At 51.4% G+C, this 1869-nt stretch carries 2 protein-coding genes; one reads left to right on the top strand and one right to left on the bottom strand.

Annotation, left to right across the window (positions count from 1 at the left end):
* The coding region (locus Q0D45_RS06245) for a hypothetical protein (protein WP_293389999.1) at positions 1-967 on the bottom strand (967 nt) is incomplete at its 3' end.
* 321 nt (positions 968-1288) lie between these two features.
* Between Q0D45_RS06245 and Q0D45_RS06240 the strand changes: the two genes are divergently transcribed.
* Positions 1289-1869: glutathione S-transferase family protein (locus Q0D45_RS06240; RefSeq protein WP_293389996.1), on the top strand; the 581-nt coding region annotated here is incomplete at its 3' end.

Below are 1869 nucleotides of genomic sequence, written 5' to 3'. Positions count from 1 at the left end.
CAGTTTTCGCGTCCAGCGATATTTCGGCCCGGAGATTCCCAATTCTTACAAGGAGCGATTTGTCAGGTGCTTTCGGGTTGGAATTCCAATCCAGATCAATAGCGTAGTCTTGACGGATTTTGTTCTTATTTGCACCACTTAAAAGCTGAAATATATCTGTACGGCACAACATCACAACCTTTGCAGGAACGTAGTTCTTTTTCAGAAAGTCATTGATTCTGTGAACTTCAAAAACCAATGCCCCAATTGATGCATATTGTGTTGCCGAAGTTGCCAATATGTCATCCAAGCCGTCAATTATTAGTAAATGCTTAGATTGCGATCGTATATTTGATATAAAGGGCCTAAGATTATATATAAACCAACGAATATCGACCTGTGCAGTCTCTGTCTTTTTTGTCCACTTTTGCTCGGCAAACTTCGGAATTGTTAGCTGGAATGAGTTCTCGGATGAGACCCTAACTATTGTATTCAGATCGAAAACTGGGCTTAGCCCCATTTCAGCGAATGCGGATTTTACTTGCTCGTACTCTTCGGGGATATCCACTTGGACGCCTTGATCCCTGAAGAACGAGTTCAACAGATACGCATAAAGCAGCCATGACCATGCAGTTGGAAGTTCCGTTTCGATGGCTTCGCTACTTCTAACGATTTTTGAAAACTTTACGTATTCAAAATCCTCAATATTTACGACGTTAACAAAATGAAGTGGGTCATCTTCATAGATGAGCCGAAGTCGCTCCGCGATTGCGGATTTCCCTGAGCCCTTGTGCCCAAGTATCAACCATTCTCGGCCGTTGACGACGCGATCGGAAATATTGTGTAAATCAAGATAGCCCTTAATTAGGAGGTCTGGATTCTCGCGTGCTTCTGCCTGAGCGCTAGCGTAGCCAAAGTCAATTTTTTTGAACTCAGGAATCAGATCCGTCATTTTTCTTTCTTCTCCTTTAGATTTGTTGTTTGACATTGCCAAGCCTCACCGCGCCAAGGCGCCTAGCTAAAATTAATGTGCAGATTCGCTCAATAAATCGACGCGGCCGATGAATAACCTTGCTCGGATTTCACAATATCGAACATCAGCACTGACTGTTGGTTTCGGCCGCCGGGCAAGCATGCGATTGTGCACAATATTCCCGGAAAGTCGATTTTCCCCATCTACATAACGGCAGGCTCCAGCCGAATGTCCGCTCCCACACCTACCTGTGCGACGGCTGATCGTCGGGTCAGGGCTGAAAGCAGACAGTGATAATCACATCGTCGATTGTCCCTACCCCATCCGAGGCCCCAGATGCTTCAACTGCACTACTACCCCAGCACCGCCAGCATGGCGCCCCATATTCTGCTGCGGGAACTGGGCGTCCATTTCGAGTTGGTGCTGGTGGATCGCGCGGCGGACGCCCACAAGTCGGCGGCTTACTTGCGGCTCAATCCCAATGGCCTGCTGCCGGTGTTGCAGGATGGCGAGCTGGTGCTTTACGAGACCGCCGCGATCCTGCTGCATCTGGTGGATACGCATCCGCAGGCGGGACTCTGCCCGCCGCTGGCGTCGCCCGAGCGGGCGCAGTTCTACAAGTGGCTGATGTGGCTGACCAACACGCTGCAGGCCAATCTCATCCTGTACTTCTATCCCCACCGCTACGTGGACCAGGGCAATGAGGCGGGCGTGGCTCAGGTGCGTTTCCACACGCAGCAGCGCATCGGCTCGATGCTCGAACAGCTCGACCAGTTGCTGGCCGCTCACGCGGGGCCATGGATACTGGGGCCGACCTACAGTGCGCTCGATCCTTTCGTCTTCACGCTGTCTCGCTGGACGCGCGGCTTCACCGGGCCTGCAAGCCAACCGGCCCGCGACTATCCTCACCTCGGCCC

This window comes from Nevskia sp. (assembly GCF_023266035.1).
GTDB lineage: Bacteria > Pseudomonadota > Gammaproteobacteria > Nevskiales > Nevskiaceae > Nevskia.
The sequence above is the reverse complement of the archived record's forward strand: the minus strand, read 5'-3'. Positions and strand labels throughout refer to the sequence as shown.